Origin of the sequence: Actinomycetospora succinea, assembly GCF_004363095.1 — a bacterium.
Taxonomy (GTDB): domain Bacteria; phylum Actinomycetota; class Actinomycetes; order Mycobacteriales; family Pseudonocardiaceae; genus Actinomycetospora; species Actinomycetospora succinea.
In genome coordinates this window covers 93,814-116,919 of record NZ_SNYO01000014.1, presented here as the reverse complement: position 1 = coordinate 116,919, position 23,106 = coordinate 93,814, and the positions used below count along the sequence as shown (strand labels likewise).

Here is a 23,106-nt window from a genome sequence, read left to right as displayed (position 1 = left end):
ACGGCCGTTGACACTCCCGTCGATCGCTGGCTAACTTTCCGAGGAAATCATTTCCTGTTCGCTATATCTCCTCGGTGACGTCGGCGAAGGGATCCACCGCATGCCCCTGTACGCGTACCGATGCGACGAGGACGGCCCCGTCGACGTCATGCGGCCCATGGGCGCCGCACCGCCGGTGCTCGCCTGCCCGACGTGCGGCGCCGATGCCCCCCGCATGATCACTGCACCGCGGCTGCGCGCCGACCGTGCCCGCGTCGCCGCGATCGACCGCGCCGAGTCCTCCCGCACCGAGCCGACCGTCGTCTCGGCCCCGCCGCCCCGGCCCGCCGGTCCGCGGCCGGCCCCGCGCCTCGATCCCCGGACCGCGGCCCTGCCGCGCCCGTAGACCGCCCCCTCCCCGGCCCGCCCGGTCGCCGACGACCCGGCGGGCGGCTCCGACCTGCCCTGACCAGGAAGGGAACTCCCATGTCGCACCTCCGAGGGACGCCGCCCCGTGGCTAGCGTCGGCCTCCTGTTCGTCGGCGCCGTGCTCTTCATCAACGGCGTCATGCTGCTGGGCTGGATCGACGCCAGGTCGGCCGCGCCGATGAACTTCTTCGTCGGCGGACTGCAGATCATCACGCCGCTGTACCTGATCTTCACGGCGAACGGCGACGCCGATGTCATCCTCGCCGCGTCCGGCCTGTTCCTGTTCTCGTTCACCTACCTCTACGTGGCGGTGAACCTGACCTGGGACCTCGACGGCACCGGGCTCGGCTACTTCTGCCTGTTCGTCGCCATCACCGCGGTCGTGTTCTCGGCGCTGAACTTCTTCCGCTTCGCCGACCCGGCCTTCGGCGTCATCTGGCTCTACTGGGCGTTCCTCTGGTCGCTGTTCTTCGTCCTCCTGGGCCGGCGGCGCGACGGGATCGGGCGCTACACGGGTGCGGTGTGCGCCATCCAGGGGTGGGTCACCGCGTGGATCCCCGCGTTCCTGCTGCTCACCGGCGTCTACACGGAGATCGGCGTCCCGCTCGCGATCGGCCTCGCGATCTTCGGAGTCGTCGTCTTCCTCGCCCTCATCCCGTGGGCGCGCCGCTCGCCGACCCCCGCGACGCCCGCCCCGACCGGCGAGCACGCCGTCGCCTGACCCGTCCCGACCCACACCAGGAGAGATCCATGCCGCAGAAGGTCTTCCCCCTCGACAGCAGCAAGAAGTTCACCGAGCAGCAGATCGTGGGCCACAACCGCTGGCACCCCGACGTGCCCGCGCAGGTGCACGTGAAGCCGGGCGACGTGTTCCGCGTCGACTGCCGGGAGTGGTTCGACGGCGCGATCGTCAACGACGACTCCGCCGACGACATCCTCAACGCCCCGCTGAACTCCGTGCACGTGCTCTCCGGCCCGATCGCGGTGGAGGGCGCGCAGCCCGGCGACCTGCTGATCGTCGACATCCTCGACGTCGGCCCGATCCCCCAGGAGGACTCCGGCCCGCTGGCCGGGCAGGGCTGGGGCTACACGGGCGTCTTCGCGAAGCGCAACGGCGGCGGCTTCCTCACCGACCAGTTCCCCGACGCCTACAAGGTGATCTGGGACTTCCGCGGCGGGAAGGCGACCTCGCGGCACGTGCCCGGCGTCGAGTTCACGGGCATCGTCCACCCCGGCCTCATGGGCACGGCGCCCTCGCACGACCTGCTGCGCAAGTGGAACGCGCGCGAGCAGGCCCTGATCGACACGAACCCGTCGGCCGTGCCGCCGCTGGCCCTGCCGCCCCAGCCCGACTCGGCGATCCTCGGCTCCCTGACCGGCGACGACTTCGAGCGCGCCCGCAACGAGGCCGCCCGCACCGCGCCGCCGCGCGAGAACGGCGGCAACCAGGACATCAAGAACTTCACCAAGGGCAGCCGCGTCTTCTACCCGGTGTTCGTGGACGGCGCGAACCTGTCCATGGGCGACCTGCACTTCTCCCAGGGCGACGGCGAGATCACGTTCTGCGGCGCGATCGAGATGGGCGGGTTCATCGACCTGCACGTCGACCTGATCAAGGGCGGGATGCAGACCTACGGCGTCTCCGAGAACGCGATCTTCGTCCCGGGCAACACCGACCCGCAGTACAGCGAGTGGATCGCGTTCTCGGGGACGTCGGTGACGCTCGACGGCGAGCAGCGCTACCTCGACTCGCACCTGTCGTACCAGCGGGCCTGCCTGCACGCGATCGACTACCTGACGACCTTCGGCTGGTCGGACATCCAGGCCTACATGATCCTGGGCGCCGCGCCGATCGAGGGCCGGCTCTCCGGCGTCGTCGACATCCCGAACTCGTGCTCGACGGTCTACCTCCCGACCGGGATCTTCGACATCGACGTCAAGCCGGGCAAGAACGGTCCGGCGCGCATCGACCCGGGGATGGGCGTCCCGAAGTCGAACGCCTGAGGCACCGGCGCCGGGGGCCTCGCCGGCCCCCGGCGCCGGCGTGCGTCAGGAGCCGTAGGTGGCGATGACCCCGGTCAGGCGCTCGGGGCGGGGGTGGACGCCGAGGCCGGGACCCCGCGGCACCGCGATCTCCCCGTGCTCGACTGCGATGGGGTGGTCGGGGTCGTAGTGGTGGCCGATGTAGTCCTGCGCGATCCACACCCCGTCGAGCAGCCGGGGGTCGACGGTCGCGGCCAGGTGGACGCAGGCCGCGGCGATGACGTCGCCGCCCCAGGCGTCGTCGCAGGTGTGGGGCAGGGAGCGCAGCGCGCAGAGGTCGCGGGCGAGCGCGGCCTTCGTCGGACCGCCCAGGCGGGTCACCTTGAAGGAGAAGCCCTCGCAGAGCCCCGACCCGACAGCGCGCAGCACGGTGCCGACGTCCACGGTGTTCTCGTCGAGGTAGACCGGGTGGTGCAGGCGCCCGCGCAGCAGCTCCATCTCCTCGAGCGTGTCGCAGGGCTGCTCGAGCGCGAAGGGGATGTCGGTGACGAGCCGGTCGAACTGCAGGGCGTGGGCGACGGTCATCGCCCGGTTGGCGTCGACGGCGAGCCGCGCGCGGTGCCCGACGGCCGACCAGACCGCGCGGACCGTCTCGACGTCCGTGGCGAGGTCGCGGCCCCCGATCTTGACCTGGACGCGGCGGTACCCGGCCTCGACCTTCTCCGCCGCGACCCGCGCGCCCTCCTCGGGCGAGCCCACGGTCACCGACCAGTAGGACGGCACGCGGTCGACCAGGGCCCCGCCGAGCAGGGTCGAGACCGGCACGCCGAGGCGCTGCCCGAGCAGGTCGAGCACGGCGGTGTCCACGGCGGCCTTGGCGTAGTCGTGGCCGGTGAGCAGGGCGTCCATCCGCCGGGCCACCACCCGCGCCGACGGGACGTCGGTGCCGACCAGCCCCGGCGCGATCTGCTCGAGGGCGGCGCGGGCGCCGAGGGCGTGGTGGGGCTGGTAGACCGGGCCCAGCGGGCAGGTCTCGCCCCACCCGGTGAGGCCCTCGTCGGTGACGACCTCGACCAGCGTGCTGTCGAGCTCCTCGACTGAGGTGCGGGACATCCGGTAGGCACCGGTCGCGACCGGCAGGCGCGCCTGGTGGACGGTGATGCGTTCGATCTTCATCGCGGCGGGTCCGGGGTCGTGGTGGCGGGGTCCTCGGCAGTCTCGACGCCCACGACCGGCCGGTCCATCACGAGATGGGACACGACTGCCGGTACGTCCGGTACACGATCGGCACGGGCCGTCCTCCTCCGCGCGCCGTGGCCCGACCGTGACCAGCCGCGACGCCGAACGGCCCTACCTCCCGCTCCCGGGCAGGACAAGACTCGGTGGTCGACGTGTCGGTCGGCGGCAGCATTCATCGGGGAGGGGCACATGACGCGGGGGGAGAACGGCGCGGCCGGGCAGCAGGGCGCCCCGACCACGGGTGAGCGGCGGATCCCCTGGTGGGGCGTCGGCTTCGACGTCGTGCGCCGGGGCTACGACCGCACGCAGGTCGAGGAGGCGCTCGACCGGGCGCAGGCGGACCTGGAGGTCATGACCGCCGACCGGGACGCCATGGTGCGGGCCGAGGAGCAGGTGCGGGCCGAGCTCCGCACGACGAAGGCCGACGTCGACCGCCTCGTCGGCAGGCCGTACGCCGTCGACGGGCTCTCCGCGCGGCTGCAGCACCTGCTGCGGCTCGCCGAGGAGGAGGCCACCGCGATCCGCGCGACCGCGGCCGACGACGCCGGCAAGGTCGCCGAGCGCGCGCGGGAGCGGGCCCACGCGACCGTGGCCGACGCCGACGACCGCGCCACCGTGATCATGGAGGAGGCGGCGGGCCGGGCGCAGGCGCGCCTCGAGGAGGCCGCCGAGCGGGCCGCAGCCATCGTGCTCGGCGCCCAGAAGGAGGCCCGGGCGGTGCGGATCGAGGCCGAGCGCGTCCGCGACGAGCACGACCGCCACCGCGTGGAGTCCGACGCCGAGCAGCGCGAGCTGGTCGAGCGCACCCGCGCGGAGATCGAGCGGCGCGAGCAGGACTCGGCCGCCGACCGCCTCCGGCGCGACGAGGAGGCCGAGGCCGCCCGGCGGCGCCGGCGCGAGGACGTCGAGACCGCGCTCGCGGCGCGCCAGGAGGAGGTGGCCGCGGCGCTCGCCGACGCCGAGGAGCGGCGCCGGCGCGCCGACGAGCACGCCCACGCCGTCGAGGCGGAGGCGGACGCCCGGCGCGACGCGGCCGCCCACGCCGTCGCCGAGCTCGAGGAGCGCCGGCGCCGGACGCTCGCCCAGCTCGGCGAGCTGCGCCGGACCCTCGAGCTGCCCGTCGTCGGGGAGCTCGCCGGCCCGGTGCTCGTCGGGGCGAACGGCGCCAACGGCTCGAACGGCTCCACCGGCGACGCGCCGCGGGAGCCGGACCCGGGCCGCGGCGTCGCCTGACCCGCGTCAGGGCGCCATCGCCGCGACGATCAGCGGGACGCGGTGTCGACGAGCAGGAGCGTGTCCGGGCCGCGCTTCGTCGAGGACACGGGCCAGCCCCGGACGACGGCGCCGGACACCTCCCGCTCGCCCGCGTAGGTCAGCGCCCACCGGGTCCGGATCGGCGGCGGCGAGTGGCGGTGCGCCGTGCTCCACGCGAGGAGCGTCGACCTGACGCGGCTGCCGTCGGTCCGCTCGTGCATCACCAGATCGGTGCGGGCCGGCTCGGAGAGGTCGTCCAGGACGGGCACCGTCGAGTAGAACGCCAGCGCGCCGAGCTCACCGGGTCCGACGACGGCCTGACCGCCGGTGAGCGTCGCGAGGTCGCGACCGGCTGCGGCGTAGTCGGTGGCGCTGCCGTAGTTGGCCATCATCGGCGCCCACGGCCACGGCACCGGACCACCGGCGAACCCGAGCAGCGCCCCGACCGCCAGCACGAGACCGGCGGCCGGGTACACGACCGGGCCCGGCCTCGCGCCGAGGGTCGCGCACACGGTCAGCGCGACCGCGACCGCCGAGCACCCCAGGATCGGGGCGTAGTACCAGCCCGCGCCGGGCGCCCCGATCGCTTCGAGCGCCACCATGTGGGCCCAGCCCGCCGCCGCGAGCGCCACCACCACCCGCTGCCACGGCGCGCGACACCGGGCGCGTGCCGCCACGAGCGCGCCCACGGTCCCGCCCAGCACCAGCAGCACGCTCACCGTGACCGTCCGCGGCTCGAAGGACCACCACCCCACCGCCGCGCGGAGTGGTCCCTCGGCCTCGGCGGTGCGCACCCACGTCGCGTCCGGGACCGCGCCGCCGAGCTGCAGCCAGGCGAACAGGTGCCAGGGCAGCGCCGTCGCCGCCGCCGCGACGGCGACCAGCCCCGCCCGCCGCGCCGCCGCGGCAACGCTGCCGGACCCGACCAGCACGAGCAGCGCGAGCACGCCGGCCGCGACCGCGAGATCGGGGCGGGCGAGCACCGCCAGCCCGCACGCCACACCGGTCCACGCCACCCGGCCCTGCACCGCGAGCGTCGCGACGGCCAGCAGCGCCACGATCGTCAGGTGCGCCTCCAGCCCGACGGTCGACGCCAGCACCGGCGAGGTGCCGATCAGCGCGACGGCCAGCACCCCGGCCGCCGGGTGCACCCCCACCCGCCGGGCGAGGTCGCAGGCCAGCCAGCCGGCGGCCGCCAGGCAGGCGCACAGCAGCAGGCCGACCACGATGATCGGCCGGTCGATGAGCAGCGTCCCACCGGCGAGCAGCCACACGTTGAGCGGCGACGTCTGCGAGTTGGACGTCAGCCCCGGGGCCACGCCCCAGGTGCCGGACTCGGCGAGCGTGCGGGCGTAGCTGACCGAGATCAGCGCGTCGTCGGCGATGGCCCGGTGCACGAGGAAGAACACGACGGCACCGGTGACCGCGCCGACGGCGGCCGCCGCGGCGGCCTCTCGCCACGGGTAGCGGGACGCCGCGGCGCCGTCGGTCGGGACAACGCCTCGCACCGCGGTCGTGCTCATCGCAGGAGCTTCCCGCACCAAGATCTGGATCACTCGTCAGGGTCACGCGGCGGGCCCTGGTGGTCCCGGCGTGCGCGGTTCACCCTGGAGCCGTGGCCCCGACCCAGTCCCGAATCCGGGCGGCGAACGTCCGGGTCCCGCAGGCGGAGTTCCTCGCGGTCTGGGACGAGGCGGGACGGCGCGAGCCCGACGGCTACGCCGACGCCGTGGCGCACACCTGCCGGTGGCTCGCGGCGATCCCCTCGCGCACGGCGCTCTGCGGGGGTCAGGTGCGCTCACCGGTGACGCTGCGGGCGTGCGTCGCCTACCCGGGGACGATCGAGGACGAGTGGCGCGCGGCGCAGCACGACGACCGCTTCGTCCCGGACCTCGCCGCCCGTCCGGGCTGGTGCGACGGGGTCCGGGCGACGCTGGCGTGGGCGTGGAACGGGCAGGGCCCGCCGCCCCTGGACGTCATGCTGGCCTGAGGGCCGGTCAGCGCACCGCCGGGTCGATCGCCACCGGCTCCCGGTGCGCCTCGTGGTGGTTCGCGTTGCGCGGGGTCGCGAGGACCGCGCGGGTGCGCTCGTCCAGGTCGGCCTCGGAGAGCAGCCCGTTGCCGGCGAGCACCGTCTCGAGCGCCGTCAGCCAGTGCTCGTAATAGCTCCACGGCGCCTCCGCCTCGTCGGCGCCGTCGGCCTCCCACCGCCGGATCGACGCGATGAGCGAGAGCTGGAACTCCGACCACTCGTACTGGCCGGCGTGGTACGCCGCGACCGCGAGGGAGAAGGCGCGCAGCTCCCACGGCTCGCGGAACGACGCCTCGCCGTCACCGCCCGGCGTGCCCGCGACCAGCGACTCGACGCGCCGGCGGGCCTCGCCGAGCTCGCTCTCCTCCCGGAGGGGCGAGCTCACGCCGCGGCCTTCGTCGGCCCCACGCCGATCATCGAGTCGCGGGTGACCAGCGCCGCCAGCTCGTCCTCGGTCATGCGGTCCGTGCCCGCCGGGCGCTGCGGCAGCACCCAGTAGCGCAGCTCCGAGCTGGAGTCCCACACGCGGATCTCGACCGACTCGGGCACGTCGTAGCCGAACTCCTCGCGCAGTACCCGGCGCGGCGCGCGGACCAGGCTCGCCCGGTACTGCGGCATCTTGTACCAGTTCGGCGGCAGGCCCAGGACCGGCCACGGGTAGCAGGAGCACAGCGTGCAGACGATGACGTGGTGGATGTCGTCGGTGTCCTCGACGGCGACCATGTCCTCGCCCTGCAGTCCGCCGATGCCCAGCTCCGCGCAGGCCTCGGTGGCGTTCGCGAGCAGCCGCTTCCTGAAGTCGGGGTCGGTCCAGGCCTTCGCGACGACCTTCGCGCCGAGCTGCGGGCCGACCTCGTTCTCGTAGATCTCCGCGAGCCGGTCCACCGCCTCGGTGGTCATCAGGCCCTTCTCGATCATGATGGACTCGATGGCCTTGACCCGGGCGGCGATCTCCGCCTGGGTGGCCCTCTCGGGTGCGCTCATGGGTCGGCGCTCCTCAGCTCTTCGCGGGGACGATGTAGGGCTCCCAGACGTCGAAGGTCACCGAGCCGTTCGGCTCGGCCTCCTCGGCGCCCCAGAGCTCCTCGTTGGTGAAGCGGACGGTGTAGACGTGCTCGGGCGCCTCGCCCCGGTCGTTGCCCGCGGTGTCCGGGTAGATCATCTCGCCGTGGGCGAGGTCGATGACCCCGGTCTTGCCGCGGATGTAGCCCGCCCTCCGGGTGTGGCCCTTGGGGGCGTCGGCGACGACGGTGACGCGGTCGCCGACGGCGAACTTCGCCTTCTTGCCGGTGTCGCGACCGGCGGGAGCACCGGCCGGGATGACGGCCTCGAGGAACGCGACCAGCTCACCCTCGGGGTCCTTGCCCTCCGGCAGCGGCGCGTCGGGGTTCTCCAGGTAGTACTGCGTGCGCTTCTCGATCTCGGTGGGGTCGAGCTGGCCGTGCCGCACGCCGTGGTGGACCACCGAGTGGACCCAGTGCTCGTAGTACGTCGAGGTCAGGTACTCGACCGGCTCGATCTGCTCCATGCCGAACCGGAACTGGTCGACGCCGAAGAAGCCGGCCCTGAACGCGAGCGGGAAGAAGGTGTGGGCGTGCTTCTCCCACTCCGCCTTCCACACCGGCTCGGCGGGCGTCGGGTTGATCGGGCCGAGCCCGTCGCGGCCGCCGAGGTCGTGGATGCCGTTCATCGGGTCTCCGTTCGCTGGTGACGGATCAGGCCGTGGGAACAGGGGCCGCGGCGGGTGCGCCGGCCGGGGCGGGGAAGCCGCCGACGGCCTCCTCGAAGGCGTGGGCGACGCGCAGGACGGTCGCGTCGTCGAACTGGCGCCCGACGATCATCATCCCGACGGGCAGCCCGCCGGCGAGGCCTGCGGGCACCGAGCACGCCGGGTGGCCGGTGACGTCGAACGGCGCGGTGTTGGCCAGCATCTCCAGCGCGCGGCCCAGCGTCTCGACGACGGGACCGTCGCGGTCGGGGCGCACCGTCGCCCGCTGCGGCAGGGTCGGCAGCACCAGCACGTCGACGTCGGCGAGCGCCGCGTCGTAGGCGGCGGCGAGCTTCGGCGCGAGGTTGCGGGCCATCGCGTAGTGCCGGCCGTGGGTGGTGTCGAGGCTGTAGCGGCCCGCGAGCAGCACGAACTTCACGGTGCGGGAGAACGCGGTCGGGTCGGCGGCCCACTGCGCGCCGTAGTGGTGCATCAGCTCCGGGTCGTAGAGCCCCTTCCAGTTCAGGCCGTACCCGGACGTCTCGATCATCTGGGACGTCGCACCCTCGGTGGCGATGACGTCCCAGATCTTGGGCCCGTGCAGGTGCCAGGGCACCGACACGTCGCGGACGTCGAGGCCGGCGTCGGCCAGCGCGCGCGTCGCGGCGCGGACCGTGTCGTCGACCTCCGGCTCGGACTCGGCGAGCCCGAACCCCTCGCCCAGCACGCCCACCCGCAGGCCGCGGGCACCCTGCGCCAGCGCGCCGAGGTAGTCGTCGGGCCGGAGGTCGGCGGGCTGGCGGGGGTCGTGGCCGTCGAGCCCGGCGATCACCTGGAGCATGAGCGCGGCGTCGCCGACGGTGCGGGTGATCGGGCCGACGTGGTCGATCGTGAACTCGATGGGGAACGCGCCGGTGTAGGGCACCAGGCCCCAGGTCGGCTTGTGCCCGACGAGCCCGCAGTTCGCGGCCGGGATGCGGATCGAGCCGCCCTGGTCGCCGCCCGTGGCCATGTCCACCAGGCCCGCCGCGACCAGCGCGCCGCTGCCGCTCGACGACCCGCCCGCGGTCCGGCTCGGGTCCCAGGGGTTCTCGACGTCGCCGGTGTTCGCGGTGATCGAGGCGCCGGCGAAGCACAGGTCCTCGCACACGGCCTTGCCCGCGATCGTCGCGCCCGCGTCGAGCAGGCGGCGCACGATCGTCGCGTCGGTGCTCGGGACGAAGCCCTGGACGGTGTCCGAGCCGTTGGTCATCGGGACCCCGGCCACCGCGGTGTTGTCCTTGATCGCGACCGTGCGGCCGGCGAGCGGGCCGGAGGACGACTCGGTGATCGACGTCTGCACGTACCAGGCGTTGTACGGGTTGTCGGGTCGGTCGGGCCGCGACCAGGCGCGCTCCGGGACCGCCGGCGCCTCGGCCTCGTAGAGCTCGGCGACGACGTCCCACGACCCCAGCAGCCCGGTGACCGCGGGGTGGTACTCGCCGATCTCGTCGGCCGAGAGCCCGAGCCCGTAGCCGGCGGAGACCGCCGTCAGCGCGTCGTGGTCCGGCTCGGGCAGAGGCGGCATGGGAGCTCCTCGAGATGTGTCGTGGGTCTCACGAACAGTAGGAACGACCCCGCCATCGGTCAACGCCCGCTGACGCGTTCACATGATCCGTTCGACCCGTCCCCCTAGCCTGGGCCGGTGCCGGACGACGGGCTGGAGATCCTGGTCGCCGGCCGTGACGCGCCCGGCGATCGCTTCCGCGCGTGGGTCGGGACACCGACCTCGCCCGGCTGGACCCCGGCGTCGCACCTGTTCGGCGCGGGCCTCGACGCGACGCTGGCGGCGGTGCGGGACGGCGTGGGTGCCGACTCCGACGCGGTCGCCGCCTCACTGCTCCTCGAGGGCTACGCCCAGCGGGTGGTGCCGTCGGCGATCGCCTCCCGCGTCCTGACGGGGCGCTCGGTGGCGACCGACCCCGACTCCGTCCACGTCCGCCTCGACGCGGGCCGGGCGCGGGAGGTGGCGTTCACGGACGCTCCCGGCGACTCGGTCGTGGCCGGCCTCGTGCCCGTCGTCGAAGTGCTGCACCGCCGCACCCGCGCGGGGCACCGCGTGCTCTCCGGCGCGATCGCGCACGCCGTCACCGTCGCGTTCCTGCACCTGTCCTGGCCCGCACCCGACCACGCGCGCCACCTCGACGACGCCCGCCGCGTGCTCGCGGACGCCGGGCTGACCGACCTCGTCCGCGTCGAGGCCGTGCCGGTCGACGGCGAGCCGTGGCTCTACGCGGACCGCCGGACCTGCTGCCTGGCCTTCCGGACCGCCCGCAACCGGGCGCGCGGGCCGTCCTACTGCGCCACGTGCCCGGTGCTCCCGGAGGACGAGCGGCGCCGCTCCTTCACCGACGCCGTGGCCGCCTTCGTCCGCCGGCGCGCGGAAACGTGACGGTCCGAAACGTCGTCACCTGTTGACCTGTTGCCGGTGACCCGGTTTGCTCGTTCACGCCGACCACACGCCACCTGCCCCGAGGAGTTCCCCGTGACCTCTGGTGTCGCCACCGCGAAGACCCGGACCGCCGCGGTCGCCGTCCCGGCGTCCGAGACCCTGCCGTGGCTGCTCAGCGCCCTCGTGGTCGGCCTGGTGCTCTACTACTTCATCGGGATCGACCAGGGCGCCACCTCGCTGTTCGGCGACAGCTCGGTGATCCACGAGCTCGTGCACGACGCGCGGCACTTCCTCGGCTTCCCCTGCCACTGAGGTCACCGGCGGGTCGCGACTTCCGCTGAGGCGATCTCGGCGAAACCGGCCCGGCGTTGTCGGGGGTCGGGTCTATATTCGAACACATGAGCGAATACCAGGCCGGGCAGGGCGAGCGCGAAGCGCTCGAGTCCGCCCGCGCCGAGATGATCGCTCAACGCGCCGCCTACTTCCGCCGCCTCGAAGCCATCGCGCGGATCGCCGACCTCGGCACCGCAGTGAACGGCGGCTACCGCTCCACCGAGTCGCTGATCGCCGACCGCGACAACCTCGACTTCGCCGACGCCAAGCGACTGGTGGCCGAGGCCGTGGACCTGTGTGCCCGACGCTCGCTGCTGGGTGAGGCGCTGCCCGCCCGGCTGCCCGGCACCGGGGCGGCGCTGGCGGCGGGGGTGATCGACCCGGCGCACGTCAAGATCATCCGGGAGACGATGGAGCACCTGTCGGGGCTCTCGACGCCGCCACCACCCGATGAGCTGGCCGGGGTGGAGGCGACCCTCGCGGAGAAGGCGCAGGAGCTGCCACCGCAGATGCTGCGCAAGCTCGCCAAGGCCTTCGTCGACGGCTACGACCCCGACGGCGCCGCCCCACCCGAGGGCGAGAACACCCGCGACGAACTGCGGTTCCTGCGCCGCAAGGACGGCTCGCTGACCTTCAAGGGCACCCTGCACGACCCGCTCGACGCCGAAGCCACCGTCGAGGTGTTCGGGGTGCTCTCCGCGCGAGCCGGCGCCGACGACGAACGCTCCCTCGAACGGCGCCAGGCCGACGCCTTCAAGGACCTCACCCACGACGCCCGCGGACCCCGCGGCCTCGCCACCGACGCCCGCAAGGAACACGACGACCCCGACCCGGCCGGCAGTCCGTCCGAGCCGGCCGGTGACGACAGCGAGGCGAGCGACAACGAGCCAGATGCTCCCGACGCCGCCGACGCGGACGACGAGGCGGGCGGCGACGCGCCGCCGGCGTTGATCCCCGAGCCGCGACGCGTCGAGTCAGGCAACTCCGGATGGACCGAGCGACCGGGCCGCGCCCTGCTCACCATCACCATCGACCACCGCTGGCTCTGCGAAGCCCTCCAGGACAAGGGCGGCTACGGCACCCTGGACTCCGGCCACCACGTCGACGCCGCCACGGTCCGACGCTGGGCCTGCGACGCCGAGATCATCCCCATGGTCCTCGGCGCCCAGTCAGAACCCCTCGACGTCGGCCGCAGCCAGCGCACCGCCCCCGACGCCATCCGCCGCGCCCTCAACCACCGCGACGGCGGCTGCGCCTTCCCCGGCTGCACCCGCCGACCCCGACGCTGCGAAGCCCACCACATCCAGGAATGGCTCCAGCACCGCGGCGCGACCGCGCTGGACAACATGTGCCTGCTCTGCCGCCACCACCACCAACTGCTCCACCACGGCCACTGGACCATCCAGATGATCAACAGGCGGCCCTGGTTCACCCCACCCTGGTTCATCGACACCGACCGAAGACCCCGACCCGGCGGACGACCACGCGTTCCCACCTGACGGCAAGGTGCTGAGCTCGGCTCCCGCCGGCTCCTCAGCGCCCCGGTTCGAGGTCGAGGATGTACTTCTTGATCTCGGTCTTCAGGACCTTGCCGACCTTGGAGCGGGGCAGGTCCTCCCAGATCTCGACCTGCTTCGGCGTCTTCACGCTGCCGATCCGGGCCTTGACGAACGACTTCAGCTCCGCAGGGTCCAGCGAGGTCCCGGGCCGGAGCGTGAGGACGGCCGTCAGTCGCTCGCCCCACTTGTCGTCGGGCAGGCCGATCACCGCGCTGTCCGCCACGGCGGGATGGGCCATGAGCGCCTGCTCGACCTCGGTCGAGTAGACGTTGAACCCGCCGGTGATGACCATGTCCTTGGCGCGGTCGACGATGAACAGGAAGCGGTCCTCGTCGAGGTAGCCGATGTCGCCGGTGTGGTGCCAGCCGTACCGCGACGCCTCCGCCGTGGCCGCCTCGTTGTCCAGATAGCCGCGCATCACCAGCGACCCGCGGATGACGATCTCGCCACGCTCGCCGCGCGGGAGCAGCGTCCCGTCCTCCGCCATGATCGCGACCGTCACCAGCGGCGACGGCCTCCCGGCCGACGAGAGCCGGGCGCGGGCGACCGACCCGTCCGGCTCGAAGTGGTCCTCCGGCGCCATGGTCGAGATCATCATCGGCGCCTCGGTCTGCCCGAAGAGCTGGGCCATCACCGGCCCGATCCTCGTCAGCGCGTCCTCGAGCCGCGACACCGACATCGGCGCGGCGCCGTACCAGAAGCACTGCAGCGAGGAGAGGTCGCGCTCGGGCAGCGAGGGGTGGTCGAGCACCATGTAGATCAGCGTCGGGGGCAGGAAGGTGTGGGTGACGCGGTACCGCTCGACGTGGTCGAGGAAGCCGCCGACGTCGGGCGAGCGCATGATCACGATCGAGCCGCCGAGGCACAGCACCGGGAAGCAGAGCACCCCGGCGGCGTGGGTGAGCGGCGCCAGCGCCAGGTAGGTCGGCCGCCCGCCCCGCTCCGGCCACGGGTAGCTCATGAGCGTCACCGCGGTCATCGTCTCGATGGTGGTGCCGGTGAGCATCACGCCCTTCGGCGTGCCCGTGGTCCCACCGGTCCCGACGATCAGCGCGAGGTCGTCGCCGCTGTCCCGGTCGACGGGCTCCGCTCCCCCGCTCGCCAGGAACTCGTCGAGACGCCGCGCCCACTCCGGGTCCCCGTCGAGGCAGACCACCGTGCGCAGCTGCGGCAAGGCTCCGCGGATCGCGTCGACCAGCGGCGCGAACGAGGCCTGGAAGAAGAGCACCGAGCAGCCGAACAGGTCGAGGAGCTCGCGGTTCTCCGCCGCCTCGTTGCGCGGGTTGACCGGGCACCAGACCGCCCCGGCGCGGCTGATCCCGAAGACGCAGGTGAACGCCGTCGGGTCGTTGGCCGAGAGGATCGCGACCTTGTCCCCCGGCGCGACGCCGTCGGCCACCAGGGCCGCGGCGATGCGACCGCTGAGCTGCTGGACCTCGGCGTAGGTCGAGGTCTCGCCGTCGCAGACCAGACAGGGGGCGTCGGGGTCGAGCGACGCCCCCTTGTCCAGGTGGTCGACCAGGCGCATCCCGCTCACATGCCCATGCCGCCGTCGACCGGGAGGCCGGCGCCGTTGACGAAGCGGGAGGCGTCGGAGGCCAGGAAGACCACGGCGTCGGCGATGTCGGCAACCTCGCCGAGACGGCCCGACGGGGTCAGCTCCACCACGGCGCCGACGGCGGCCTCGGGGCTCTCGAACAGGCCCAGGCCGGCGGTCTCGACGGCCAGCTTCTGGCCCATGGCGGTCGGCACGAGGCCCGGGTAGACGCAGTTCACGCGCACGCCGTAGCCGAGCTTGCCCGACTCCATCGCGGCGACCCGGGTGAGCCGGTCGACGCCGGACTTGGTGGCCGAGTAGCCGCCGATCGACGGGAACGCGATCGTCGCGGCGACCGACGCGACGTTGATGATCGCGCCGCCCTGCCCGGCCGGGCCGCCGGGACGCATCGCGCGGAACGCGTGCTTGATGCCCAGCATCGTGCCGAGCAGGTTGACCTCGAGCATCCGGCGGACGTCGTCGGGCTCGGTGTCGGCCAGCAGCTGGGTGACCTCGAGGCCGGCGTTGTTGATCACCACGTCGAGACCGCCGAGCTCGCTGACGGTCTGGGCGACCGCCGCCTCCCACTGCGCGTCGTCGGTGACGTCGAGCGCGACGAAGCGCGCGGTGGCGCCGTCGGCGGACAGCGCCGACGCGGTCTTCTCCCCCACGTCCTTCGCGATGTCGGCCAGCATCACGGCCGCTCCCGCGCCGGTCAGCGCCCGGGCCATGCCCTCACCGAGGCCCTGGGCCCCTCCGGTGATCAGCACCCGGCGGCCGGTCAGGTCGAACGCGCTCATGGAAGTCCCCACATCGTCGTGTCGGTGTCGGTGGTGTGGATCACACGCTAGGGAGGGCGCGGAACGACCGTCAAGGACGTCTTCGGACAACCGTCCAACGAAAGCTGGACGAGCGTCCGACGCGACCGGTTACGCTCTCCCGGACGTGCTCCGCTGCGAGAGGACCCTCGTGACCAGCACCGATGCCGGAGACCGGCTCTCACGCCGGCGGGTGGACAAGTTCGAGGAGCGCCGCCGCCTGCTCGCCGACGCGGCGCTGCAGACCCTCGCCGACCGCGGGTACGCCCGCACGAGCCTGCGCGACATCGCGCAGAGCTCCGACTTCAGCCTCGGCGTCCTGCACTACTACTTCCGCGACAAGGTCGAGCTGATCACCTACTGCGTGCGGCGCTACAAGGCCCGCTGCGTGGAGCGCTACGACACGATCGCGGCGCACGCCACCGACGCCGAGCAGCTGCTGCGCGACGCCGGCGACGGGCTCGCCGCGACCCTCGAGCAGGACGCCCTCCTGCACCGGCTCTGGTACGACCTGCGCGCGCAGTCGCTGTTCGACGAGTCGTTCCGGCTCGACGTCGCCGACATCGACGCCAGTCTCGAACGCATGATCTGGCGGATCGTCGACGCCTACGCCGGGCTCGCCGGCGCCCCGCCGCGGTGTACGAGCGGCCTCGCGTACGCGGCGTTCGACGGCTTGTTCCAGCAGGCTCTGCTGCGGCACCTCGCGGGCGACCCGGCGGCCCTCGACGACGTCCGCGCCGGCACACGGGTCCTGCTCACGCGCCTCGGCTGACGCGCCGGGGTACGGTCCCGGCGTGCCCGAGGCGGTCGGCGGTTGGACGATCTTCGGTGAGCGCTCCGCGTACGACAGCCCGTGGATGCGGGTCAAGCTCGTCGACGTCGAGGCGCCCGAGGGCAAGCGCTTCGACTACCACATCGTCGAGCTCTCACGGGTCGCCGTCGCGCTGATCGTCGACCCCGACGACCGGGTCCTCCTGCTGTGGAAGTACCGCTTCCCCGCCGCGCAGTGGGGCTACGAGGCGCCGGGCGGCATGGTCGACGAGGGCGAGGCGCCGGTGACGGCCGCGGCCCGCGAGGCCGCCGAGGAGACCGGGTGGCACGTGTCCGGCGAGCCCGAGCACCTGCTCTCGCTCGAGCCCCTGCCCGGCCAGGTCCGCGCCCGCGTCGACGCCTACCTCTGGCGCGGGGCCACGCGCGTCGGCGGCCCGACCGACCCGGCCGAGGACGGGGTCGCCACGTGGGTCGACGTCGCCCGCATCCCCGAGCTCGTCGCGTCCGGGCAGATCCTCGGCGCCGCGACGGCGACGGCGCTGATGTACCTCTACGCCAGGGACACCTGACTCACGCCGGTGCCCGCACGCGGTCCCGGACCCGCACCGCCGGTCGGACCACGGGCACGCGGGCGACGGCGGTCGTGCCCCGGCCGGGCGTGCTCGTCAGCTCCAGCCGGCCGCCGCGGTCGGCCAGCACCCCGCGCACGAGCAGGAGGCCGACGTGCCCGTCGGCGCGTGCCATGCCCACGTCGAAGCCCGTGCCGTCGTCGGCGACGGTGAGCGCGACCCACCCGTCGGGCGTCGACTCCAGCGTGACGCGGACGGTGGTCGCCGACGCGTGGAGCACGGCGTTGCGCATCAGCTCGTGCCCCACCCGATAGAGGGCGAGCTCCAGGTCGTCGGGCAGCGGTCCGACCGGCGTGGCCTCGACGGTGATCGGGCCCAGCTGCGCCGCGAGCTGCTCGAGCGCCCCGACGAGGCCGCCCGCCGCGACGGTCGGCGGGACGAGGTCGTCGAGCAGCCCCCGCAGCCGGCGCATCTCGTCCTCCACCAGCGCGTGCGCCTGCCCGAGCACCGCCGACCCACCCTCGCCTCCGTCGTCGCGGGCGACCTCGAGCAGCAGCCCGACGCTCGCCAGGTCCGGGAGCACGCCGTCGTGCAGGCGCTGCGCGATCTCCCGCCGCGCGGTCTCGGCGGCGGCCAGGCCGTAGTCGCGGGCCGCACGTTGCTCGGCGCGCTCGCGGTCGGCGCGGCGCGCCACGGACACCGAGACGGGGACCGTCAGCACCGCGAGCAGCAGCAGGCCGGCGACGGTCACCGCCACGACGGGGACGACGGCGGCGCGCACGGCGCCCGCCTCGTCGACCCGGAGGTAGAGCTCGAGCCAGGTCTCGCCGCCCCGCGCATCGCGGGAGGTCGTGAACACCTCGAGCAGCGCGCGGGTGTGCTCGACCTCGAAGCGGTGCTCGGCGTCGTCGGGCACCTCCTGGACCAGGGATCCGTCGGCGTCGAGCTCGTCGATGGTCTGCGGCCCGTAGGGCGCGGTCTCGCCCTCGACCCGCGGCTCGTCCGAGTACACGATCCGCGCGACGCCGTCCCGCGGCGCCCAGATCTTGGCGCGCGTCAGGATCCCGCTGGTCAGGAACGGGCGGAGGACGGCGTCGAGATCACCCCGGGTCGCCGGGTCCACGGCGGCGGAGAGGTCGTGCCGCGCCACCGCCGCGTCGACGACGGCCCCGACCTGGCGCGCGGTGTGCTCGGCGGTGCGGTGGGCGTCCTGGCGGGCGAACAGGGCGACCCCGGAGGCGATCGAGACGACGGCGACGAGCAGGACGACGACCGTGATCACGGCGTGGCGGACCAGCGCCCTGCGCAGCACGGCCGTCACCGGTCAGTACCTCGAGCCGACGCTGATCAGGCCCCGGCGGTGCGCCGCGACGACCGCCTCGAGCTGGCTGTGGACGCCGAGCTTCGCCATGAGCGCCTTCACGTGCCCGCGCACCGTGTGCAGCGAGAGCCGCAGCTCCACGGCGATGCGGGCGGGCTCCCGGCCCTGACCGAGCAGGCGCAGGACGTCGCTCTCCCGCGGCGTGAGCTCGATGGCCCCGAGCGCCGCCGGGACGTCGACGACCGGAGCCGCGGACGCCCGCAGCGCGCCGAGCACCCGGTCCAGCGTCCCCTCCTTCGCCAGGAAGGCCGCGGCGCCCGCGGCGATGGCCCGCTCGGCGAGGTCGGGCCGCGCGTGGGCGGTGAGGACGATCGTCCGGGCCCCGGGCCGGAGCCCGCGCAGCGCCGCGACGACGTCGAGCCCGGAGCCGTCGGGGAGATCGAGATCGATGATCGCCGCGTCGAGCTCGACCCGGCGGGCGCGGGCCAGGGCCTCGCGCGCGGAATGGGCGACCGTCACGGCCGCGACGTCGTCCTGGCGCTCCAGGCTCATCCGCAGCGCGTCGGTGAAGACGCGGTGGTCGTCGACCACGAGCACCGCCATCGCGGGCGACGGGCCGTCTGCGCTGCTCACCCCCCTCATCTTAGGGAGCCGGAGCCGCGGATCCCGCGGCTAACCTTTCGCCTCTCCGGCCCCGGTGGGCCCACCTGCACCGACGCGGACCAGCGACCACATGACGAGCCTCGTTCTGCCCTCGGAGCCCCAGGGCCCGCGGGACCGCCGCGTCCAGGAGCTGCTCTACGACATCAAGGACGCGGCCCTCGACCAGCTCTCCGACGGCGGGGCGGGCGGCATCTCCTACCGGATGCTCGCCACGAGGATCGGGATCTCCCGTTCGACGCTGCGCTACCACTTCCCGACCAAGAACGCGCTGATCGACGCCCTCGTCGCCGACGGCTTCACCGCGCTCGAGCGCAGCCTCCGGTCCGCGCTCGCGCGGACGGACGGCGCCCCGCCCCGGGAGCGCTGGTCCGCCCTCGCCCACGACTACCGCCGCTGGGCGCTGCGCCACCCCCGGCACTACCTGCTGATCCACACCGGCCCGGCGCTCCAGGTCGCGCTCCACGGCGAGGGACCGGCCGGGATGGAGCGCGTGGTCGGCGTCTTCACCGGGTTCCTCGGCGACGACCCGGCCGGGCTCGCCGCGCACGCCCGGCTGCACGGCGCGGTCAGCCAGGAGCTCAACGCCCGCGCCGCGCCGCAGGGTCTCGACCACGAGGCGCTGTTCGACGCGCAGGTCGAGGACCTGGCGCGCGTCCTCGACGACTAGTCCTTCTTGCCCAGCAGCGTCGCCGCGTGGTCGGGCACGGCACGGTCGAGCTCGCGGGGCGGGCGGACGTAGCCGTCGCCCGGCGGGCGGGCCGGGATCTCCAGCGTCGGCAGCTCGATCGGCGACCACGGCACCGTGTGCAGCAGGTGGGCGATCATGTTCAGCCGCGAGCGCCGCTTGTCCTCGGACTCGACGATCGTCCAGGGGGCGATGTCGGTGTCGGTGGCCGCCAGCATGTCGTCCTTGGCCTTCGAGTACTCGTCCCACCGGCTGATCGACTCGAGGTCCATCGGCGAGAGCTTCCAGCGCTTGAGCGGGTTCTCGAGCCGCTCGCGGAAGCGCTTCTCCTGCTCGTCGGGGCTCACCGAGAACCAGTACTTGCGCAGCAGGATCCCGTCCTCGATGAGCATGTCCTCGAAGGTCGGGCACTGGCGCAGGAAGCGGTCGTACTCCTGCGGGGTGCAGAAGCCCATGACGCGCTCGACGCCGGCGCGGTTGTACCAGGAGCGGTCGAGCAGCACGATCTCGCCGGCCGCGGGGAGGTGCTGCACGTAGCGCTGGAAGTACCACTGCGTGCGCTCGCGCTCGGTGGGCGCGGGCAGGGCGACGATGCGCGCGACGCGGGGGTTGAGGTTCTCCACGACCCGCTGGATGGCCCCGCCCTTCCCGGCGGCGTCGCGTCCCTCGAAGATCACGACGAGCCGGGTGCCGGTCGCCTTCACCCACTCCTGCATCTGGACCAGCTCGCCCTGCAGGCGGAGCAGCTCGGCCTCGTAGATCTTCTTGGGGAAGCGCTTCGGCTTCTTCTGCTTCGCCTCGGCCGTCGTCATCGCGTGACCCCCTGTTCTCACGGTGCAGGCCACCAGCATGTCCTAGAGGAGCGGCCTACGGTGACCGCGTGACGACGGCGCGCGCGGAGCCCGAGGAGATCGACGCCGCGACCCCCCGCGCGCTCATCGTGTCGCTGTTCGGCCTCTACGCCCGCGAGCGGGCGGGCTGGCTCTCCATCGCGACGATCGTGCGCCTCATGGGCGACCTCGGCGTCGACGAGCAGGCCACGCGGTCGGCGGTCTTCCGGCTGAAGAAGCGGGGCTGGCTGGAGCCGCAGAAGGAGGGCCGGGTCGCGGGCTACCGGGCGTCGGCCGAGGCCCTGGCCATCCTCGAGGAGGGCGACGACCGCATCTACGGCCGGCGGCGGGCCACCGCCGACGAGGGCTGGGTGCTCGTCGTGTTCTCGGTGCCGGAGTCCGAGCGCGACAAGCGCCACCGGCTGCGCTCGACGCTGACCCGGCTCGGCCTCGGCACGATCGGCCCCGGCACGTGGGTCGCGCCCGCCAACCTCGCCGACGCCGTCCTCGCCGCGCTCGACCGCGCCGGCCTACGCGGGTTCACCGACGTCTTCCGGGCGGCGCACCTCTCGGACGCCGACCCCCGGGGGACGGTCGCCGCCTGGTGGGACCTCGAGGCGCTCGAGGCCACCTACGCCGACTACCTGCGCCGGTTCTCCGGCGTCGCCGCGCGCTGGGAGGCGGACGCCGACCCCGACGAGCACCGGGACCGGGCGTTCGCCGACTACGTCCCGGCGATCACCGCCTGGCGCCGGCTCCCCTACCTCGACCCGGGGCTCTCGCTCGCGGCGCTCCCCGAGCAGTGGATCGGGCTGCGCGCCGAGGAGCTGTTCGCGCGCTTCCGCACGCTGCTCGCCGAGCCCGCCGCGCGCTACGTCCGGCTCGTCCAGGAGAGCTGAGACCTCACAGCGCCGCCACGGCCTGGATCTCCACCAGCGCCTCGGGCTGCCACAGGCCGGTGACGCCCACCCCGGTCATCGCCGGGTAGTCGGTGCCGACGAGCTCGCGCCACACGCCGCCGATCTCCTTGCCGTGGGCCTGGTAGTCGGGGATGTCGGTCAGGTAGATCGTCACCGACAGGAAGCGCGCCGGGTCGCCGCCGGCCTCCCGCAGGGCCGTCACGACGTTGGACAGCGCCTGACGGAACTGCTCGACGATGCCCCCGGCCACGATCCGTCCGTCGCGGTCCAGCGCGGTCTGCCCCGCGAGGTGCACGAGCTCGCCGCAGCGCACCGCGTGGGTGAAGCCCTTGGGCTTCGCGAGCGCGTCCGGGTTGATCAGGGCGATGTCGCTCATGGGTTCTCCTCGGGGAGGCCTGGTGCCGACGGCACAGCGAGTTTAGTTTGGTTTCGTGACCGCCGTGACGTAGACGCTATCTACCGGGCGTCGGAGGTACCGCCGTGAGCGACCAGCCGTTCTGGAACCCCAAGACCGAGACGCTGCCCCGCGAGCAGCTGCGCGAGCTCCAGCTCGCCAAGCTGCGCCGCGTCGTCGCCTGGGCCAGGGACCGCAGCCCGCACTACGCGCGCACGCTGGCCGCGGTCGATCCCGAGCGGCTGCGCACCTGGGACGACCTGCGGCGGATCCCCTTCCTGACCCGCGAGGAGTGGATGGCCGGGCAGGAGGCGCACCCGCCCTACGGGGAGCTCCCGGTGGTCGGGCCCGAGGCCGCGGTCCGCCTGCACACCACCAGCGGCACCTCGGGGCGCACCCCGCTGCGCGCCCTCGACAGCCGCAAGGACTGGTCGTGGGCCGCGGAGATGTGGTGCTACGCGCTGTGGGGCGCGGGCGTCCGCGCGCACGACGTCGGCTACGTCGCGTTCGGCTACGGGAGCTTCATCGGCTTCTGGGGCCTGCACCACGGCCTGGAGAAGCTCGGCGCCCTCGCCGTGCCCGGCGGCGCGCAGACCACGCCGAACCGCGTGCGGCAGATCGTCGACTTCGGGGCGACGGTGGTCGCGTCGACCCCCACCTACGCGCTGCGCCTGGCCCAGGAGGCGGAGGCGATGGGGATCGACCTGCCCGCGAGCCGCGTCCACACCCTGATCCTCTCCGGCGAGCCCGCCGGCTCCATCCCCGAGACCAAGGCGCTCATCGAGCGGGCCTGGGGCGCCAAGGCCTTCGACACCGCGGGCATGACCGAGGTGTCGACCATCGTCATGTTCGAGCCCGGGAACCAGCCGGGCGGCTGCCACGTCATCGAGGACCACTTCATCGAGGAGGTCGTCGACCCGTCCACCGGCCTCGAGGTGCCCTACGGCGAGCGCGGCGAGCGGGTGTGCACGTCGTTCGGGCGCAGCACCACTCCCCTGCTGCGCTACCGGACGGCCGACCTGGTGGTGAAGGTCCCCGGGGAGTCCGCGGGCAACGGCCGCACCTTCGACCTCTACCGCGGCGGCATCATCGGCCGCGTCGACGACATGAAGCTCGTGCGCGGCACCAACGTCTATCCCGGCGCCGTCGAGGCCGTCGTGCGGGGGTTCGACGGCATCGAGGAGTTCCAGATCCGCCTCGAGCACCTCGACGGCCGCGACGAGGTCATCCTCGTCGTCGAGACCGTCGCGACGCTGCCCGACGACGGGTGGGAGCGGCTGGCGGCCGACCTCGGCACCGCGCTCGCCGACGCCCACGAGGGGCTGCGGTTCCGGCTGCGCCGGGCCGCCGCCGACGAACTGCCGCGCTTCGAGCTCAAAGCCAAGCGCCTGACCGACCTGCGCGCCGAGCAGCAGCGTGCCGCCCTCGCCGTGATGGAGTCCGCATGACCACCGACCTGCTGGGCACCGAGCTCACCGCGCCCGAGACCGCGCTGCTGGGCGCCTACGACACCCTGCGCGCGCTCGCCGCCGACGACGACCTCGCCCCCTGCGCCGCCGCGGGTGTCCGCGCCGCGCTCGCGCACCTGGGGGTCGTCGTCACCGACCTGGGGCTGCGCTTCGAGCACCTCCTCGACGACGGGGTCTGAGCC

The 23,106-nt window shown here is 73.7% G+C and carries 26 protein-coding genes; 14 read left to right on the top strand and 12 right to left on the bottom strand.

The annotated features are described in order from the left end of the window. Positions 1–100: 100 nt before the first annotated feature. The 3 genes from EV188_RS29700 to fmdA all read left to right on the top strand — a co-directional run bounded on the left by EV188_RS29700 (position 101) and on the right by fmdA (position 2,412). Positions 101–385 carry an FmdB family zinc ribbon protein gene (locus tag EV188_RS29700; RefSeq protein WP_133829950.1) on the top strand — a complete coding sequence of 95 codons (285 nt, stop codon included), beginning with the start codon at positions 101–103 and terminating at the stop codon, positions 383–385. Positions 386–493: 108 nt separating this feature from the next. After that, a complete protein-coding gene (locus tag EV188_RS29695) occupies positions 494–1,129 on the top strand; it encodes an AmiS/UreI family transporter (protein ID WP_133829949.1) in 636 nt (211 codons plus the stop codon). Between the two features lie 29 nt (positions 1,130–1,158). Beyond that, positions 1,159–2,412: a formamidase gene (fmdA, locus tag EV188_RS29690; protein ID WP_133829948.1), complete on the top strand. Its 1,254-nt coding sequence runs from the start codon at positions 1,159–1,161 to the stop codon at positions 2,410–2,412. A gap of 45 nt (positions 2,413–2,457) precedes the next feature. Here fmdA and EV188_RS29685 read toward each other — a convergent pair whose 3' ends face one another. After that, on the bottom strand, positions 2,458–3,567 hold the full coding sequence (locus EV188_RS29685; protein ID WP_133829947.1) for a mandelate racemase/muconate lactonizing enzyme family protein: 1,110 nt from the start codon (positions 3,565–3,567) through the stop codon (positions 2,458–2,460). A 252-nt stretch (positions 3,568–3,819) separates the two neighbouring features. On the opposite strand from EV188_RS29685, the gene EV188_RS32060 reads away from it, so the two are divergent. Then, the gene (locus EV188_RS32060) at positions 3,820–4,863 is read left to right on the top strand and encodes a coiled-coil domain-containing protein (protein WP_166660165.1); all 1,044 of its coding nucleotides are present in this window, start codon (positions 3,820–3,822) and stop codon (positions 4,861–4,863) included. A gap of 29 nt (positions 4,864–4,892) precedes the next feature. Here the strand turns inward: EV188_RS32060 and EV188_RS29675 are convergent, their stop codons facing one another. Continuing rightward, positions 4,893–6,407 carry a hypothetical protein gene (locus EV188_RS29675; RefSeq protein ID WP_133829946.1) on the bottom strand — a complete coding sequence of 505 codons (1,515 nt, stop codon included), beginning with the start codon at positions 6,405–6,407 and terminating at the stop codon, positions 4,893–4,895. Between the two features lie 92 nt (positions 6,408–6,499). Here EV188_RS29675 and EV188_RS29670 point away from each other — a divergent pair, with 92 nt between their 5' ends. Continuing rightward, a complete protein-coding gene (locus EV188_RS29670; RefSeq protein ID WP_133829945.1) occupies positions 6,500–6,874 on the top strand; it encodes a hypothetical protein in 375 nt (124 codons plus the stop codon). Between the two features lie 7 nt (positions 6,875–6,881). On the opposite strand, the gene EV188_RS29665 is transcribed toward EV188_RS29670, so the two are convergent. Genes EV188_RS29665 through EV188_RS29650 form a run of 4 tightly spaced genes read right to left on the bottom strand, consistent with a single transcriptional unit; the run spans position 6,882 to position 10,191 of the window. Beyond that, on the bottom strand, positions 6,882–7,301 hold the full coding sequence (locus EV188_RS29665; RefSeq protein WP_133829944.1) for a nitrile hydratase accessory protein: 420 nt from the start codon (positions 7,299–7,301) through the stop codon (positions 6,882–6,884). Then, positions 7,298–7,900 (bottom strand): nitrile hydratase subunit alpha, encoded by a 603-nt coding sequence (nthA, locus tag EV188_RS29660; RefSeq protein ID WP_133829943.1) that lies wholly within the window; start codon positions 7,898–7,900, stop codon positions 7,298–7,300. Before nthA ends, EV188_RS29665 begins: the two co-directional genes overlap by 4 nt. Positions 7,901–7,913: 13 nt before the next feature. Beyond that, positions 7,914–8,606 carry a nitrile hydratase subunit beta gene (gene nthB / locus EV188_RS29655; RefSeq protein WP_133829942.1) on the bottom strand — a complete coding sequence of 231 codons (693 nt, stop codon included), beginning with the start codon at positions 8,604–8,606 and terminating at the stop codon, positions 7,914–7,916. Between the two features lie 25 nt (positions 8,607–8,631). Continuing rightward, the gene (locus EV188_RS29650) at positions 8,632–10,191 is read right to left on the bottom strand and encodes an amidase (RefSeq protein WP_133829941.1); all 1,560 of its coding nucleotides are present in this window, start codon (positions 10,189–10,191) and stop codon (positions 8,632–8,634) included. Between the two features lie 117 nt (positions 10,192–10,308). Here EV188_RS29650 and EV188_RS29645 point away from each other — a divergent pair, with 117 nt between their 5' ends. The 3 genes from EV188_RS29645 (at position 10,309) to EV188_RS29635 (ending at position 12,887) form a co-directional block, all read left to right on the top strand. Further along, positions 10,309–11,055 carry a hypothetical protein gene (locus EV188_RS29645; protein WP_133829940.1) on the top strand — a complete coding sequence of 249 codons (747 nt, stop codon included), beginning with the start codon at positions 10,309–10,311 and terminating at the stop codon, positions 11,053–11,055. A 93-nt stretch (positions 11,056–11,148) separates the two neighbouring features. Beyond that, on the top strand, positions 11,149–11,367 hold the full coding sequence (locus EV188_RS29640; protein WP_133829939.1) for a CbtB domain-containing protein: 219 nt from the start codon (positions 11,149–11,151) through the stop codon (positions 11,365–11,367). 86 nt (positions 11,368–11,453) lie between these two features. Further along, on the top strand, positions 11,454–12,887 hold the full coding sequence (locus EV188_RS29635) for an HNH endonuclease signature motif containing protein (RefSeq protein ID WP_133829938.1): 1,434 nt from the start codon (positions 11,454–11,456) through the stop codon (positions 12,885–12,887). A gap of 34 nt (positions 12,888–12,921) precedes the next feature. On the opposite strand, the gene EV188_RS29630 is transcribed toward EV188_RS29635, so the two are convergent. Continuing rightward, entirely contained in the window at positions 12,922–14,475 is a 1,554-nt protein-coding gene (locus EV188_RS29630) for an AMP-binding protein (protein WP_133829937.1), read from the bottom strand. 5 nt (positions 14,476–14,480) lie between these two features. Next, positions 14,481–15,284, bottom strand: a complete 804-nt coding sequence (locus EV188_RS29625) for an SDR family NAD(P)-dependent oxidoreductase (protein WP_133829936.1) — start codon at positions 15,282–15,284, stop codon at positions 14,481–14,483. Between the two features lie 169 nt (positions 15,285–15,453). On the opposite strand from EV188_RS29625, the gene EV188_RS29620 reads away from it, so the two are divergent. Continuing rightward, a complete protein-coding gene (locus EV188_RS29620) occupies positions 15,454–16,074 on the top strand; it encodes a TetR/AcrR family transcriptional regulator (protein ID WP_243742093.1) in 621 nt (206 codons plus the stop codon). 22 nt (positions 16,075–16,096) lie between these two features. Continuing rightward, on the top strand, positions 16,097–16,642 hold the full coding sequence (locus EV188_RS29615) for an NUDIX hydrolase (protein WP_243742092.1): 546 nt from the start codon (positions 16,097–16,099) through the stop codon (positions 16,640–16,642). A 1-nt stretch (position 16,643) separates the two neighbouring features. On the opposite strand, the gene EV188_RS29610 is transcribed toward EV188_RS29615, so the two are convergent. Both EV188_RS29610 and EV188_RS29605 read right to left on the bottom strand, forming a co-directional pair. Next, positions 16,644–17,963 carry a sensor histidine kinase gene (locus EV188_RS29610; RefSeq protein WP_133829934.1) on the bottom strand — a complete coding sequence of 440 codons (1,320 nt, stop codon included), beginning with the start codon at positions 17,961–17,963 and terminating at the stop codon, positions 16,644–16,646. A 3-nt stretch (positions 17,964–17,966) separates the two neighbouring features. After that, the gene (locus EV188_RS29605) at positions 17,967–18,596 is read right to left on the bottom strand and encodes a response regulator transcription factor (RefSeq protein ID WP_166660164.1); all 630 of its coding nucleotides are present in this window, start codon (positions 18,594–18,596) and stop codon (positions 17,967–17,969) included. Between the two features lie 100 nt (positions 18,597–18,696). Between EV188_RS29605 and EV188_RS29600 the strand changes: the two genes are divergently transcribed. Continuing rightward, positions 18,697–19,293 (top strand): TetR/AcrR family transcriptional regulator, encoded by a 597-nt coding sequence (locus tag EV188_RS29600; RefSeq protein WP_133829932.1) that lies wholly within the window; start codon positions 18,697–18,699, stop codon positions 19,291–19,293. On the opposite strand, the gene ppk2 is transcribed toward EV188_RS29600, so the two are convergent. Further along, positions 19,290–20,123 (bottom strand): polyphosphate kinase 2, encoded by an 834-nt coding sequence (gene ppk2, locus EV188_RS29595; protein ID WP_133829931.1) that lies wholly within the window; start codon positions 20,121–20,123, stop codon positions 19,290–19,292. The two genes, EV188_RS29600 and ppk2, sit on opposite strands and share 4 nt — an antisense overlap. Positions 20,124–20,191: 68 nt before the next feature. Between ppk2 and EV188_RS29590 the strand changes: the two genes are divergently transcribed. Further along, positions 20,192–21,040 carry a PaaX family transcriptional regulator gene (locus EV188_RS29590; protein WP_133829930.1) on the top strand — a complete coding sequence of 283 codons (849 nt, stop codon included), beginning with the start codon at positions 20,192–20,194 and terminating at the stop codon, positions 21,038–21,040. A 4-nt stretch (positions 21,041–21,044) separates the two neighbouring features. Here the strand turns inward: EV188_RS29590 and EV188_RS29585 are convergent, their stop codons facing one another. Next, on the bottom strand, positions 21,045–21,437 hold the full coding sequence (locus EV188_RS29585) for a RidA family protein (RefSeq protein ID WP_133829929.1): 393 nt from the start codon (positions 21,435–21,437) through the stop codon (positions 21,045–21,047). A 104-nt stretch (positions 21,438–21,541) separates the two neighbouring features. Here EV188_RS29585 and EV188_RS29580 point away from each other — a divergent pair, with 104 nt between their 5' ends. Both EV188_RS29580 and EV188_RS29575 read left to right on the top strand, forming a co-directional pair. Beyond that, the gene (locus EV188_RS29580; protein WP_133829928.1) at positions 21,542–22,903 is read left to right on the top strand and encodes a phenylacetate--CoA ligase family protein; all 1,362 of its coding nucleotides are present in this window, start codon (positions 21,542–21,544) and stop codon (positions 22,901–22,903) included. After that, positions 22,900–23,103, top strand: coding sequence for a hypothetical protein (locus tag EV188_RS29575; protein WP_133829927.1), 204 nt, complete (start codon positions 22,900–22,902; stop codon positions 23,101–23,103). The genes EV188_RS29580 and EV188_RS29575 overlap by 4 nt, the downstream gene beginning before the upstream one ends. Positions 23,104–23,106 lie beyond the last annotated feature (3 nt).